General features: G+C 37.8%; 13 protein-coding genes. 6 read left to right on the top strand and 7 right to left on the bottom strand.

Annotated features, from left to right (window positions below; translation table 11 throughout):
* Positions 1–42: 42 nt before the first annotated feature.
* The 5 genes from HCB38_RS00720 to HCB38_RS00700 form a co-directional block, all read right to left on the bottom strand.
* Positions 43–903 carry a ketose-bisphosphate aldolase gene (locus tag HCB38_RS00720; protein WP_185637226.1) on the bottom strand — a complete coding sequence of 287 codons (861 nt, stop codon included), beginning with the start codon at positions 901–903 and terminating at the stop codon, positions 43–45.
* Complete coding sequence (locus HCB38_RS00715) at positions 903–2,297, bottom strand: PTS fructose transporter subunit IIC (protein ID WP_185619863.1); 1,395 nt, start codon at positions 2,295–2,297, stop codon at positions 903–905. The genes HCB38_RS00720 and HCB38_RS00715 overlap by 1 nt, the downstream gene beginning before the upstream one ends.
* Positions 2,298–2,310: 13 nt before the next feature.
* A complete protein-coding gene (locus HCB38_RS00710) occupies positions 2,311–2,757 on the bottom strand; it encodes a PTS sugar transporter subunit IIA (RefSeq protein WP_185637224.1) in 447 nt (148 codons plus the stop codon).
* A gap of 194 nt (positions 2,758–2,951) precedes the next feature.
* Positions 2,952–3,968 (bottom strand): oxidoreductase, encoded by a 1,017-nt coding sequence (locus HCB38_RS00705; protein WP_185619865.1) that lies wholly within the window; start codon positions 3,966–3,968, stop codon positions 2,952–2,954.
* 172 nt (positions 3,969–4,140) lie between these two features.
* A complete protein-coding gene (locus tag HCB38_RS00700; protein WP_185637222.1) occupies positions 4,141–5,661 on the bottom strand; it encodes a flavocytochrome c in 1,521 nt (506 codons plus the stop codon).
* 236 nt (positions 5,662–5,897) lie between these two features.
* On the opposite strand from HCB38_RS00700, the gene HCB38_RS00695 reads away from it, so the two are divergent.
* Positions 5,898–7,424 carry a class I adenylate-forming enzyme family protein gene (locus HCB38_RS00695; RefSeq protein ID WP_185619867.1) on the top strand — a complete coding sequence of 509 codons (1,527 nt, stop codon included), beginning with the start codon at positions 5,898–5,900 and terminating at the stop codon, positions 7,422–7,424.
* Between the two features lie 41 nt (positions 7,425–7,465).
* Here HCB38_RS00695 and HCB38_RS00690 read toward each other — a convergent pair whose 3' ends face one another.
* The gene (locus HCB38_RS00690) at positions 7,466–9,292 is read right to left on the bottom strand and encodes an InlB B-repeat-containing protein (RefSeq protein WP_185637220.1); all 1,827 of its coding nucleotides are present in this window, start codon (positions 9,290–9,292) and stop codon (positions 7,466–7,468) included.
* Between the two features lie 207 nt (positions 9,293–9,499).
* Positions 9,500–10,264 (bottom strand): DeoR/GlpR family DNA-binding transcription regulator, encoded by a 765-nt coding sequence (locus HCB38_RS00685; protein WP_185317892.1) that lies wholly within the window; start codon positions 10,262–10,264, stop codon positions 9,500–9,502.
* 182 nt (positions 10,265–10,446) lie between these two features.
* Between HCB38_RS00685 and dhaM2 the strand changes: the two genes are divergently transcribed.
* The 5 genes from dhaM2 (at position 10,447) to dhaL2 (ending at position 13,386) form a co-directional block, all read left to right on the top strand.
* Complete coding sequence (dhaM2, locus tag HCB38_RS00680) at positions 10,447–10,824, top strand: dihydroxyacetone kinase phosphoryl donor subunit DhaM2 (protein WP_003770298.1); 378 nt, start codon at positions 10,447–10,449, stop codon at positions 10,822–10,824.
* An 84-nt stretch (positions 10,825–10,908) separates the two neighbouring features.
* The gene (locus HCB38_RS00675) at positions 10,909–11,340 is read left to right on the top strand and encodes a Lin0368 family putative glycerol transporter subunit (protein WP_009924314.1); all 432 of its coding nucleotides are present in this window, start codon (positions 10,909–10,911) and stop codon (positions 11,338–11,340) included.
* A gap of 15 nt (positions 11,341–11,355) precedes the next feature.
* Positions 11,356–11,697 carry a Lin0368 family putative glycerol transporter subunit gene (locus HCB38_RS00670; RefSeq protein WP_003729093.1) on the top strand — a complete coding sequence of 114 codons (342 nt, stop codon included), beginning with the start codon at positions 11,356–11,358 and terminating at the stop codon, positions 11,695–11,697.
* A 21-nt stretch (positions 11,698–11,718) separates the two neighbouring features.
* Complete coding sequence (gene dhaK2, locus HCB38_RS00665) at positions 11,719–12,714, top strand: dihydroxyacetone kinase subunit DhaK2 (RefSeq protein ID WP_185637218.1); 996 nt, start codon at positions 11,719–11,721, stop codon at positions 12,712–12,714.
* 21 nt (positions 12,715–12,735) lie between these two features.
* Complete coding sequence (gene dhaL2, locus HCB38_RS00660) at positions 12,736–13,386, top strand: dihydroxyacetone kinase ADP-binding subunit DhaL2 (RefSeq protein WP_185317890.1); 651 nt, start codon at positions 12,736–12,738, stop codon at positions 13,384–13,386.
* Position 13,387 lies beyond the last annotated feature (1 nt).

Raw genomic sequence — 13,387 nt, 5'->3', positions numbered from 1 at the left:
TAAAGGGCAAAAGCACTATAACTAGCGCTTCTACCCTTCTTATTAATATTTATCTCTTTGACCAGTAGTATTTAAAATGTGTAATTTATGTCTTACAACTTCTTTTACTTTTTCATTTGCTGATGGGTACACTTGATTTGGTTCATACATCGCAGGATTGTCCACTAAAACGCGGCGAACTTCTTCAAAAAACACACTTTTCAGATCTGAACTAAGGTTTACTTTCCTAACGCCGTACTGTACAGATTCACTGACTTCTTTATCTGGATTTCCTGAACCACCATGAAGTACAAACGGAATATCCAAGCGTTTATTTAATTCTTTTAAAAGAGGCATATTCAGTTCTGGTTTTTTATCTTTAGGGTATAAACCATGCGCCGTTCCAATAGCAACGGCTAACGTATCAATACCAGTTCTCTGTACGAAATCTTCTGCTTGGTCAGGGTCAGTATATATGATCGAATCCGCCCCGCCTTCTGCCGAACCGTTGTTCCCGATTGTTCCAAGTTCCGCTTCCACAGAAACACCGACTTTATGCGCAAGTTCAACCACTTGCTTAGTCAACGCCACGTTCTCTTCATAACTGGCTCTTGAAGCATCAATCATGACAGAAGTATAGCCATTTCTAATTGCCCGCATCACATCTTTGATTGTTCCACCGTGGTCCATATGAATAACGACCGGCACCTTACTTCTATGTGCGTATTCTCTTACTGTTGCAACAAAGTTATCACCAAGATATTCTATTTCATCCGGATGAATTTCTAAAATTACAGGAGCATTATTTGCCTCCACTTCTTCCATTATCGCCTTTAACATATCAAAACTACAGATATTAAATGCTGGTACCGCAAATTGATGCTCTTTTCCTACTGCTAAAAGATCTTTCATTGTATATAACATTATATCATCTCCTCTTTATTTTTTCGCTTGTTTAATGGGGTTTTTAATAGTCCAACAGAAATTGCTGTCACGACTGTACCTGCTGCAATTGCTAGTAAGTAGATAAATAGATGGTTAATAACGTTTGGAATGAACATTACCCAAATTCCACCGTGAGGCGCCATCGAAGTTACGCCAGCCCCCATAGAAATTGCAGCCGCTGTTGCAGAACCTAGCATCAAACTCGGGATAACCCGAAGCGGATCGGCAACTGCGAAAGGAATTGCTCCTTCCGTAATATAGGATGCACCTAACACCCAACAAGAATTCCCCGCTGTTTTTTCTTCTTTTGTAAATTTGTTTTTAAATAATAGTGTTGCGAGTGCTAATCCAAGTGGCGGAACCATTCCGGCAGCCATACAAGCCGCAATCGGTGCAGTTACGCCCGCTGACATTAACCCAATTGAAAAGGTTGAAATAGATTTATTAATTGGACCTCCCATATCTGCTGCCATCATCACACCAATGAGTAGCCCAAATACGACGCCGGATGTCTCACCAAGTCCATTTAACCAACCTGTGAGTGCGTTTAAAACCCAAGCGATTGGTGTATCAATAATAAATACCATTGCCAAACCAACAATCGTAATCCCTAACAGCGGTACAACAATCAACTGATAAATCGAAGCAAGTGATTTAGTGACATTGACTTTATTAGCAAAGAAATGTGCCACATAACCAGCCAAAATACCACCGATCATACCGCCTAGAAATCCTGATCCACCAACAGTCGCCAGTGTCCCTGCGACAAGCCCGGGCGCAAATCCCGCTCGACCAGCTACAGAAACCGCTATCCCTGCTGCAAGTGCTGGAACCATTAAACCAAATGCAGTATCCCCACCAATTTTAGAAAATGCAGCTGCAAGTGCGTTATACGAATCAGAGTCAGGGTTTGAGGCATCAATCCCAAAAGCAAAACTAATGGCAATTAAAATCCCGCCAGCTATGACAAATGGCAACATATAGTTAACACCATTCATAAAGTGATTATATAAACTTGCTTTTGAAGGTTGTTCAGAGCTTACATCCGAACTTTTCGCCTCCAAATGGATTAACCCTTTACCTGAAATAGTTTCATCAATAACCACATCAGCCTCTTTAATCGCTCTGGAAGTGGATACTTTTTTAATTTTCTTTCCAGCGAACCTGGATGTATCTATTTCTTTATCCACTGCTAAAATGACATAATCAGCAGTCGCGATATCTTCTTTTGTTAAAACATTTTCTACTTTTGCTCCTTGAGTCTCGATTTTCACTTCGTAACCAAGCGCTTCTGCCGTTATAGTTAATTTCTCGGCAGACATATACGTATGCGCAATACCAGTGGGACAAGCAGTAACACCAACTATTTTCATGTGAAACGCCTCCTTAGTTCGATAAAATTGTTATAATTTCAGTTTCGTTTTTGGAATTTTTTAATTTTTCGCGAAATTCCTCGTTCATTAACTTCCTTGATAGTTCACTTAATATTTGCAAATGGACGTCTGTGGCTTTTTTCGGAACACCAATAAGAAAACTACATTCAATCGGTGAATCATCTAATCCAAAATAATCATTTATAATGCCAGAATGAACAAAAACAATCAATGGTTCTTTTACATATTTACTTTTTGCATGAGGGATGCCAAAACCATCTTCAATTCCAGTGGAAGTTTCTTCTTCTCGTTTATATAAGTCACAGATAAATTTTTTTGGATTTGTTATAGAGCCCTCTTCAGCTAGTACTTCTGCTACTTTTTCAAATAATAATTGTTTTGTTTGAATACGATTATCAAAAATAATTCGGTCTTTATTAATTAAATTCGATATAGTCATAATCCACATCCTCTCTCAACAAAGTAAGCGCTTCACTTGTTTGATTACACTATATCACTCTGAACGACTTCATTCAATATTATGGATGAATTATGCAAAAAGTTCATTTTTATGGTTTTTTTGGTTGTTTATTTGAACGAAATCAATCATTTTTATCTAAAAAAATACCGCAAGATTGCTCTCGCGGACATTTTTTATTTACAAGCTTCGACACCTTTTTCTAAAATCTCCATCTGTAGTAAGGTTTCTTCGTCGGTCACTTGTTTTGGTTTTCCATTAATAATAGCTTCGTATAAATCATCATAAACCCTGCCATAATCGCCAACTTCGGAAATAACTTTTTCCTCGTGCCAAACTCCTGCTTCATCGACATACGTTAGCGTGCCGTAGTGTTCTGGTAAGTCAATCCCAAAGTCCGGATTACTTGGCATATAAAAGAGTTTTAAATGTTCTTCTTGGCGGTCTTTTGTTTCTTTTGTAAACATGCCTTTTTTGCCGTATAGGACAAAGCTTGGACGGGCTTTTATGCGGAAGTAGCTTGATTTTACGGATACTTTTGTTACGCCGTAATATAAATCAAGGTCGAAATAATCGTTCATTCGTCCTTCACCGAGCAGTTGGCGCACATCGTAGTGAATGTCATCAGGTTTTCCGAAATAAGATAAAACTTGATCAATTGTGTGGCAGCCGTGACCATAAAGATAGCTATCGTAGAATTTAAATTCATGGACGGATTCTGGGATTTCTGGACGGAAATAGTCATAATGCATTTCTACTTCTAATAAATCGCCTAATTTTCCGCTTTCAATCACTTTTTGTGCTGTGAGGAAATCGGAATCAAAACGACGATTTTGGTAGCATTGTACTAGTAAACCGCGTTCTTTAGCTAGTTCGAATATTTCTTTAGCTTCGTCGTAAGTCATCATAAATGGTTTTTCGACAAGTACGTTTTTGCCATTTTCCAAGACCATTTTCGCATATTCGAAGTGAGAGCTTTGTGTCGTAGAGATGGTAATTAGCTTTATTTCAGGGTCTTTTAATAGTTCATCTAAGTCTGTTGTATAATGTACCCCTTTAATTTTGTCCCATGTCGCTGTTTTTGGATTTCGATTATAGATTGTCTTCACTTCAATATTGTCTCGCTCCAAAATAAACGGTAAATGGTATCTATTCGTGCTCTTCCCATTTCCGATAAAACCCATTTTCAACATATTATTTCCTCCTTATTAAAAAACTAATGGTTTAAATTAGTATTAGCTCCTATCCATAGTACTACACTAACGCTTTATTAAGCCAATAAAAAAACTTGCTAAAACGTCTATTTAGAGCGTCTTAGCAAGTTTTTGTTTTTAAGTAATCACATAACTATTGGTTAAGAAATTTTTACTTTGCTTTTACAAATTCTGCTGATTTATCGCCAGCTTGACGTCCAAAAATAATGATTTCAGCAACAGAATTCCCACCGATACGGTTTTCACCGTGTAAGCCACCAGTTACTTCTCCCGCAGCAAATAGGCCTGTGATTGGTTTACCGTCTTTGTCTAAAACTTCTGTATTTGTATTGATTTTTACGCCACCCATTGTGTAATGAATTCCTGGGCCGATTTTGATTGCGTAGTATGGAGCTTTGGATAAATCATTATCCATTGCGGTTGTTCTACCAAATGCTTCGTCTTTTTTGTTTTTAACGCTTGCATTCCAAGTGTCTAATGTTTTCGTTAGTTCTTCTTTTGGAACATTGATTTTGCCAGCTAATTCATCAATTGTTTTACCTTCTTCAACAAAGCCCATTTCTTCGTATTGCGCGATTGCCTTTACGCGATCTTTTACGCCTGAATCGAATATTAGGTATGCGGATTTTTCTGGTAATTTATTGATAGAAGCAGTTACGTTATCACGTGTGTCTAATTCGTTTCCGAAACGTTTACCTTCTTGAGAAACTAAAATCGCACCTTCACCGCGGACAGCTTCACCGATAAGGTAAGATTTTTCTTGTTGAACGGTTGGGTGAACTTGAATTTGGTCCATATCTACAGTTGTTCCGCCAAGTTTTTCAATCATTTTAATACCGTCGCCAGTACTTCCTTCTTGGTTCGTTGTTACGTATCCTTTTAAGTCTGGACGTTCTTTTTCAATCATATCTTTATTAGCACCGTAACCACCAGTTGTAACAACTACTGCATCCGAGCTAATGGTTTTTTCGTCTTTATTGTTTAGTTTTACTTTCACGCCAGTTACTTTTCCGTCTTTTTGTGTGATTTCTTTTACGTCTGCGTTAACGAAAACTGGGATTTTTTGTTCTTGCACATTTTTTAGTAAACCGTCTACTAAGTATTTACCAACAGCTGAGCCATCTTCAGGACGATGCGTACGTTTTTCGCTCATTCCGCCTGTGATAGTTAAGTTATTTAATTTAATATTCATAGAGTCTAACCAATCAATTGCACTAGCGGAGTTATCTACGAAGAAACGAAGCATTGCTTTGTCGTTAGTTCCGTGACCGCCTTTTAATGTTTCTTCATAAAACTTGTCGTTGCTATCATTAATTCCTTGTTCTTTTTGGAATTTAGTTTCAGAGGCATTCATACCAGAAGAGGCTTTCATTGTGTTTCCACCTGCTAGTGGCATTTTTTCAAGAATTACTGGGTTCATACCTTTCGCTTTTGCTTCTAGTGCTGCTGACATTCCCGCGCCACCTGCACCAACGATAACAATATCGTATTTATCTTTTAATTCGGATGGATCTGTGTAGCTTGTTTTTGATGCTCCAGATGTTACTTCTGTTTTTTCTTTTTCTTTTGTTTTTGCCGAGTCACTTTTACTTGTGTTATTACTGCCACAACCTGCGATGATTAGTGCAAGTGATAGTAGCATAATGAGAGTTGTAGCTAACCTTTTTTTCATGTTTTTTACCTCCACTTTTTTTAAAAAATTTCCCTTTGCCAAACAGTTTGTGATTATATTAACATATTATAACATTAATTGAGACTTCTTTATAGGGTATCTGTAGGATTTCTTGAATTAAGAAAACAAGGAATTTACAGTTTTTTTAAATGACGAAAATGTTTTTAGTAACCACTCCTCATTATTTCGACAAAGTGATATAATAGCAACATCAAATATTAAAGGAGCATCGCCATATGACGATAAAAAAGTATGAACCGCTTAATCTTTATTCAAACTTCAAAAAATCTGCTGAATGCTATCCAGAAATGCCCATCCATTTTGATGAAGAACTTGTTACTTTTCCTGAATTAGGTCTTCACACCACTTACAAAAAATGCGAAGAAGCTATCATCCAAAAAGCAGCTCATCTACATAGATTTGGTGTGCGTAAAGAAGAAAAAGTAATTGTTTATAAATCTGCCAAATTCGATTCTTATATTTTAGCAGTTGCGATTTCTTATATTGGTGCTGTACCAATTATGGTTTCCCCACACCTTCCAGCGTCCACTATTGATATTTTTGTAAATCGCCTTGATCAACCTTGGTTACTTTTTGATTCCGAGACTTCGGAGAAAAGCCATCAATTAAACAATTTGCCAGACGATAGATTGATCAACGCTGAACAATTATTCAAAGCCCCACTAGACGGCTATAGTTGTGAGCAAGAGGAATTACCAAAAGACACGATTGCTTACATGACGCATACTTCCGGGACAACGGGTGTACCAAAATTAATTGCCCATTCCGCGAATTCGATGGGTTGGAGAACGAAATACCAACGACGCATTCTCAATTTCATCAAACCAAGAGGACTTGTAGCTTTCCATATCTCACCTGTTCATTCTCGGTTTAACATTGGCGTTTCATCCTTGATGTCGCTTGGTTTCCCGCTGCTACCAATTGCTAATCCTTCCAAAGCGAATGTGGAAAAAGTACTACGTGAATATAAACCATATGTGCTTGAAACCCATCCAAACCATTTTGTACAATGGGCTTCCCTTGCTCGTGAAAAACCGGATGTTTTCCAAAGCATTAAATTTTATCATTCTACATTTGATGCGATTAACAAAGAAACTATGGCGGTTTTCCTTCGTACTTCTGAATATAAAAAACCGATTTTCTTACAAATTTATGGGCAAAGTGAATGTGGTCCGATGATTTTACGTGGTCATACACTGCAATCCATCGAAACGCTAAATGCGCGTGATATGGGAATCGGGGTTCCTGGTTTAACAGAAGTTCGGATTGTGGACCAAGATGGTAATCCAGTTCCAGCTGGTGTTAGTGGCAATATCCAAATGCTTTCCAAAGGTCGCGCGCTTACTTATTATAAAGAAGAAGCTCGTTTTGAAGAAAATGTGTACGGACCATGGTGGGACAGCGGTGATTACGGTATGAAAGATGAACAAGGTAGGTTGTTCTTGCAGGACAGGCAAGTGGATTTAGTCGAAACAATCGATAGCACGCTTGCAATTGAAGATAAACTGCTTGATACACTCACTTTCTTAGATGAAGTAGTTATTATCCGTGGTGAAGGCGGTAGCCCGCAACCAATTATCGCTGTTCATGATGATAAAGAAATGAACTGGGATGCATGGTGGAAAGCTATTTCTGATTTACCACATATGAACGAACCAATTGTGATGAAATATGATGATATACCGCGCACTGCAACGATGAAAGTACAGCGTTTGCAGATGGAACGAGAATTTAAAAAATAAGTGTCAAAAAAGGCAACTGCATGATGCAGCTGCCTTTTCATTTATTTTCTTCTTAAAGCGAGAATTGCAAAACTCGTAAGGAACGTTCCAATAATAATTGGAAATAGTACTTGTTTGTCTCCAGTCGCTGGAAGTAAGGCTTGATTTTTAGCATTAGACTCCCTTGTTTCATTAGCCTTAATTTCTATGTTGCCTCCGCCTTTATCAGTTCCTCCACTATCACCACCAGAAGTTGCCTCTTTACTAAATTGAGCATACAATGTTAGATTGTTTGCTGGCATTTGATTGTTGGCAAAGTCCCATTTTGCACCGCCAGATTTAGCATCATACCAACCTTTAAATGTATAACCCTCTTTGGTTGGTGCAGGCGGCTCTTCCAGCAAACCTTGATACTCTACGGTTTGAGTAGAAATAACACCATCTACATCAAAAGTTGCTGTATAGCTATTAATACTAAACTGGGCATACAATGTTAGATCATTTGCTGGCATCGTATTGACTGTGAAATCCCATTTTGTTCCACCTGTTTTAGCATCGTACCATCCATTAAATGTATAACCCTCTTTTATGGGTGTTGGCGGCTCTTCTAGAAGTGTACCTGTTTCAACATTTTCCGTCGTTTCTTGCCCATCAATATTAAAAGTTGCTTTATAATATTGCAGTAACGGTTGTTCTACAGTACCACTGAAAATCCCAGTTGCATTTCCAACTGTATCGCGTTCAGCAAATGTATAGCTGACTTGCGGAATATAACCCGTTAAATTCCACGTCACATTTCCATTCGTATATATACCACTATCACTAATAGTATTTGGCGCAATCGTTTGTTCCGCGATGTTTTTTACTAAATTGGGAATAGTTAAGGTGTTTTGAAAAATTATTGGTTTGTTTACAATTAATTGATCGGTCATTTGGATAGTTGTTAAGTTCGTTAAACTGTTTAAAGGTCTAATATTACTAATTTTATTTTGACTAATTTCAAGCCAATCCATGTTTATTAGACTTGAAAGGCCTGTTACATCAGTAATTTGATTGTTTGATAAATATAATGAGTGTATCTTTGTCAAACCAGCTAGTGGCTCAATGCTCTCCACTTGGTTAGATGTTAATATGGCTGCAGATAGGTTTTCTAAAGAACTAAGTGGCTGAAGATCAGTAATTTGATTTTCTTGCGCATACAGCACTCCTAGACTTGTTAGATTTTCTAAACCATTTAAGCTCGTAAGTGTATTTTTCCCAATATTCAAAGAGCGTAGTCCACGTAAATTTTTTATTGGTTCAAGGTCACTTACATTATTATTATATAAAACTAAGCCCGTCAAATTAGTTAAATTAACAAGTGGTGTAATGTCACTTACCTTCGCATCTTTAATATCTAAAAATTCTAAATTGTTCAGATTACTTAACGGACGAAGATCACTAATGCTATTTCCACCTAATTGTAAAATATTCAAATTAGTTAATCCTGCAAGGGGGGAAATATTGGTAACTTGGTTAGTAGATAAATCCAAATACTCTAAATTAATTAAATTTCCAATAGGGGCAAGATCACTTACTTGGTTACTAGAAAAAGACAGGTAGGTTAATTGCGATACGTAATTCATCCCTTCTAGCGAGCTAATACCACTTGATTCAATGTGTAGTGTATTTATAGTATCTAATTCTGCTTGCGTAACAACATCCATAGTACTAGACTTTCCGAGTGTAGTTTGAATTTCTTTAGCTAAAGAATCATCTGGAAAAATCTGGGTGATGGCTGCTGGTGGAGCAGCGGCCGCGCGTGCATCTATTTTTATAAATATATTTGTTCCGATAACAATTGATAACACTAAAACAATATACAAAAATAGTTTCCTGTTTGATTTCATCTTTCTCCTCCTAATATTTTAAAATTACATACTTACATACAGTAAATAGTACCATAATAAGCAGTATATAGACAGTCCAAGATTACAATTAACTATATTAAAAGGGGCAAAATAATGCTCTATTAGCGGACTATTTTACTTACATTTCACTTTCCTATAAAAAAACTCTTTGAACTATTTTCTGTCCAAAGAGTTTTATTTTCTATTTTATTCTGCAATTTTGACCGGAAGTCCCGCATCTTGGAATTTTTTATATAGAGCTTTATTTATTTTATTATCAGTAATGAGTAAATCAATGTTGTTCGCTGAAGTGATGCTTGCAGTGGAAATCACACCCATCTTTGTATGATCCAGAAGTGCGATTAATTTGTTAGTTCGTTTGGCAAGAAGTCGTTTTAGTTCGGTTTCATAAATGTTGAAATCGGTTAAGCCTTCTTCTATTGTGAAACCTTTTGCTGACATAAAGCATAAATCAGCATGAATATTTTCAATTAAATTTGCGCCAAGAATCCCTTCCAGTGTGAAAGAGTTCGTCGTTACGATACCACCAGTTAAAATAACGCTAATATTCGGATTATCTTTTAGTTCGATTGCTGTATAAAGTCCGCTTGTAATGACAGTCAACCTTGAAAAGCCATGTAATTCTTTTGCTAGTGCAAGCGCTGTTGAACTGGCGTCAAGGATAATCGTTTGGTTGTTTTTTACTAAAGTCGCCGCTTCTTTCGCAATCGCTTCTTTTTCTTCGATGTTGCGAATAATCCGGTCATTAAAATTAGTAAATTTCTCTTCACTTTTTAAAAGTACCGCACCCCCGTGTACTTTTTTTATCATCCCGCTTTCTTCTAATGCAGATAAATCATTTCGGATGGTGCTAATCGAGACATCCAAGATACGACTTAATTCTGGTACAGTTATTTTGTTATTTTGGTCTAGTAGATGGATAATTTTGTTTTGTCTTTCAAATGGAAACATCTGCTCGCCCTCCTTTTATCTATCAATGTTTTCTTTATGTATATACATATTACCCAAAAAAATAACAAAACACAAATATATTTTACAAAACACAACAAAAGATAACACTTTACAATAAAAAACAAGTATGTTAGGATTTAAATAGCAACTAAACACAATTAAAAACAGAAAGGAGCAACCAAATGATAAGTATTGTTTTAGTATCTCACAGTCAAAAAATCACAGAAGGACTCCAGGAAATGATTGTTGAAATGGTTGGAGATACAGTACATATTATTTCTTCTGGCGGAACTGGCGATGGACGCCTTGGCACAAATGCACTCATGATAGCCGATAATATCGCGACTTGCACTAATTCTGAACATATTTATATTTTTTGCGATATTGGAAGCGCTATCTTGAGTGCCGAAACAGCACTCGAATTATTAGACACTGAACTTCTTGAAAAAACAACGATAATTGATGCCCCATTAGTTGAAGGCGCATTTACTGCTGCTGTTCAATCTCTCGTTAATCCATCCAAAGAAGCTATCCTACAAGAACTCACAAACGTGCATTAAAAACGTAATAAAACGCAATTTTGTAACTGGGAACTATGTAAATTAATTTTTACATGACAATACTATTTTCGAAAGGAGTTTATTATGAAATTCTTTAGAGGAATGATTGGTTTTTGTATCGCAGGTATGATTGTTATGAGTGTTTGGACTCCACTTGCCGAGAATTATGGTATTTTTGGAGGTTATCTGGCAGCTTTCATTATTATTGGTCCAATGTGGTTTATGAATCACTATGTTGGTTTAATCGAAAATGATGAAGATGCAGCGTTTGTTGATATGGCTGTCGGAATTGGGATTTGCGGAATTATGCGTGATGTCTTTATGCAAGGTGGTGGCGAGTTAGTAAGTTCGCTTCCAACGATTGGTCTTGTTGCGATTGGAGCAGTTCTAGCTGGAATCGTGGCAGCAGCAATTGAAAAAGATATGGCAAAAAAACAAGAAGCAAAACAAGAAAAAACAGAACCTGGCATGAATATTAAAGAAGAAGAGCGTTTAAACGAAAATCAATTAGTTTAAAAAGGAGTGTAAATAATGAGCATTGGTATTGCATTAGCAACGATTGCAGGTGGCTTTTTATTCCCTTTTGCTATTCGAATGATGTGGGGGAAAATGGTTGATGAATGGGGCGCTATCGGCGGTTGGATGGCAGCAGCATTTATCGTTGGTACAGTTTGGACAATTAATCATGGTATTCCAAAATCAATGATCTATCAATCTGGAACAGTTTGGGTAGATATGGCGGTTGCAGCAGGTATTGGTGTATTCACAGCTTCCCTTTTAACAGGCGGTAAATTTTCTAAATCGGTAGTCAATTTGGCAGCAGCTGTTGTTGGCGGCGTGCTTGGCGGATTTTTACTATCACTATTCTTATAAAAATATGAAGGAGGAAGAAAAATGAGACGTTTAGTGAATGATGGGTATGAAGCAGTAGAAGAAATGTTAGCTGGTTATGTTGCGGCACAAGGGAAATACGTGGATTTTGCCGAAAATGATAAGCGAGTAATCATAAGCAAACAAATGAGCGAAGAACCTCGTGTGCGGATTATCGTTGGTGGCGGTTCTGGTCATGAACCACTTTTCCTTGGGTATGTAGGGAAAGATTTCGCGGATGCGGCGGTAGTCGGGAACATTAATACATCACCTTCTCCAGAACCTTGTTATAACGCAGTAAAAGCAGTTGATAGTGGTAAAGGTTGTCTCTATATGTACGGAAATTATGCTGGCGATGTGATGAACTTTGATATGGGTGCTGAAATGGCTGCGGACGACGGCATTCGCGTAGAAACAGTACTTGTAACAGATGATATTTACTCTGCTGAAAATGTAGAAGATCGTCGCGGTGTGGCTGGTGATTTAATTGTCTTTAAAGCAGCGGCATCTGCAGCAGCAAAAGGACTTGACTTGGATGCGGTAAAACAAGCTGCTGAAAAAGCAAATGCTAATACGTTCTCGATGGGCGTTGCGCTTTCTTCTTCTACCCTTCCTGTAACTGGTAAAGCTATTTTCGAAATGAAAGAAGGCGAAATGGAAGTTGGTATGGGAATCCACGGTGAACCTGGTATTAAACGTACTTCCATCGAACCAGCTGATAAAGTAGTTGACCAAATCATGGGCTATCTTATAGAAGAAATGAACTTAACAGCTGGCGAAGAAGTACATGTACTTATCAATGGACTTGGCGGTTTACCAGTGATGGACCAATATATTTGTTACCGCCGCGTGGATGAAATTTTGAAAGAAAAAGGTGTGCATATTCATAGCCCACTTGTTGGGAATTACGCGACTTCGATGGATATGATTGGTATGTCGATTACACTGGTTCGTTTAGACGATGAATTGAAAGACCTTTTAGATACACCGTGCGACACACCATATTTCAAAGTGGACTAAATTACTACTGGAGGAATAAAAATGAGCGAATTAGTTATGGATAGCGCTTTTTTCGGCCACGTTTTACAGGACATGGGAGCGCTAATTGAAAAAGAACGTGATTACTTGACCGGACTGGACTCAGATATTGGAGACGGCGACCACGGAATCAATCTCAGCATTGGTTTTCGTGAAGTGAATAAACAATTAGATGAATTACTAGCTGTTTCTCCCGATATTGCAACGTTGCTTAAAAAATCCGGAATGATTCTCCTTGGAAAAGTTGGCGGCGCATCTGGCCCGCTTTATGGTAGCTTCTTTATGAAATGTGGCGCTGATGTTCCTGGGAAAACGGAGGTTAACTTCGACGAGCTTTGCGGCATGATTATAAATGGGGCCGCTGCGGTTCAACATCGCGGAAAAGCCGAACTTGGTGATAAAACGATGATGGACGCCTTCTTGCCTGGCGTGGAAGTGCTTCAAAATCGAGATGCAAATGCAGATCCAATCGAAACTTTTTCCGCATTTGTAGATGCTATGCATGCTGGCGCTCAGTCCACTATCCCACTTATTGCTAAGAAAGGTCGTGCACTAAGACTTGGCGAACGAGCAATCGGTCATCTTGATCCTGGCTCTGAATCGTCTTGGATGTTAATGAATGTCATTTTAGAAAATTTAAAAAAGGCGGTCTGAT

The organism is Listeria farberi (genome assembly GCF_014229295.1).
GTDB classification, from domain to species: Bacteria; Bacillota; Bacilli; order Lactobacillales; family Listeriaceae; genus Listeria; species Listeria farberi.
Note: the sequence above shows the minus strand (reverse complement) of the source record. Positions and strands in the feature narration are given on the sequence as shown.

What these genes read in the sequence shown, in the direction of transcription:
- dhaK2 (WP_185637218.1), top strand. Translation starts at nt 11,719, where the DNA reads ATGAGACGTTTAGTGAATGATGGGTATGAAGCAGTAGAAGAAATGTTA.
- HCB38_RS00695 (WP_185619867.1), top strand. Translation starts at nt 5,898, where the DNA reads ATGACGATAAAAAAGTATGAACCGCTTAATCTTTATTCAAACTTCAAA.
- HCB38_RS00710 (WP_185637224.1), bottom strand. Translation starts at nt 2,757, where the DNA reads ATGACTATATCGAATTTAATTAATAAAGACCGAATTATTTTTGATAAT.
- HCB38_RS00720 (WP_185637226.1), bottom strand. Translation starts at nt 903, where the DNA reads ATGTTATATACAATGAAAGATCTTTTAGCAGTAGGAAAAGAGCATCAA.
- HCB38_RS00685 (WP_185317892.1), bottom strand. Translation starts at nt 10,264, where the DNA reads ATGTTTCCATTTGAAAGACAAAACAAAATTATCCATCTACTAGACCAA.
- HCB38_RS00715 (WP_185619863.1), bottom strand. Translation starts at nt 2,297, where the DNA reads ATGAAAATAGTTGGTGTTACTGCTTGTCCCACTGGTATTGCGCATACG.
- dhaM2 (WP_003770298.1), top strand. Translation starts at nt 10,447, where the DNA reads ATGATAAGTATTGTTTTAGTATCTCACAGTCAAAAAATCACAGAAGGA.
- HCB38_RS00670 (WP_003729093.1), top strand. Translation starts at nt 11,356, where the DNA reads ATGAGCATTGGTATTGCATTAGCAACGATTGCAGGTGGCTTTTTATTC.
- HCB38_RS00690 (WP_185637220.1), bottom strand. Translation starts at nt 9,292, where the DNA reads ATGAAATCAAACAGGAAACTATTTTTGTATATTGTTTTAGTGTTATCA.
- dhaL2 (WP_185317890.1), top strand. Translation starts at nt 12,736, where the DNA reads ATGAGCGAATTAGTTATGGATAGCGCTTTTTTCGGCCACGTTTTACAG.
- HCB38_RS00700 (WP_185637222.1), bottom strand. Translation starts at nt 5,661, where the DNA reads ATGAAAAAAAGGTTAGCTACAACTCTCATTATGCTACTATCACTTGCA.
- HCB38_RS00705 (WP_185619865.1), bottom strand. Translation starts at nt 3,968, where the DNA reads ATGTTGAAAATGGGTTTTATCGGAAATGGGAAGAGCACGAATAGATAC.
- HCB38_RS00675 (WP_009924314.1), top strand. Translation starts at nt 10,909, where the DNA reads ATGAAATTCTTTAGAGGAATGATTGGTTTTTGTATCGCAGGTATGATT.